At 71.0% G+C, this 379-nt stretch carries 1 protein-coding gene; it reads right to left on the bottom strand.

Translation table 11 applies throughout. The features are described from left to right. Positions 1 to 78: 78 nt before the first annotated feature. Positions 79 to 379, bottom strand: a 301-nt coding sequence (locus JYB63_RS22655) for a sigma-70 family RNA polymerase sigma factor (protein WP_205660193.1), incomplete at its 5' end; no start/stop codon positions are given.

The following is a 379-nucleotide window of genomic DNA, read 5'->3' as shown; positions in this document are numbered from 1 at the left end:
CGGCGCTTGCCTCGCCCGACGACAGCAGCACCATCCAGTCGACCGCCGCCTCGACGGCGGCCGGCAGCGCGGGCGCGCTCATGCGGCCAGGCGCGCGGCCACGCACAGCGTGATGGCCTGCTTCATGCCGCGCCGGACGGTGATGGCCGACACGCCGAGCTGCTCGGCGATCTGCGGATAGGTCAGTTCGTGCAACTGGCTCAGGAGGAATATCTGGCGGGTGCGCGCCGGCAGGCGTTGCAGGGCGCGGTCGATCTGCATCAGGGCCTCGACCACCAGCGCGCGCTGTTCTTCGCTGGGCGCGCAGGCATGCGGCAGGGATTCGAGGCTGTCGAGGTAGGCGCGCTCCAGTTCGCGGCGGCGCCAGAAGGTATACAGC

Origin of the sequence: Aliamphritea spongicola (assembly GCF_017051665.1) — a bacterium.
In the GTDB taxonomy this organism is placed as follows: Bacteria; Pseudomonadota; Gammaproteobacteria; order Pseudomonadales; family Balneatricaceae; genus Amphritea; species Amphritea spongicola.
Note: the sequence above shows the minus strand (reverse complement) of the source record. Positions and strands in the feature narration are given on the sequence as shown.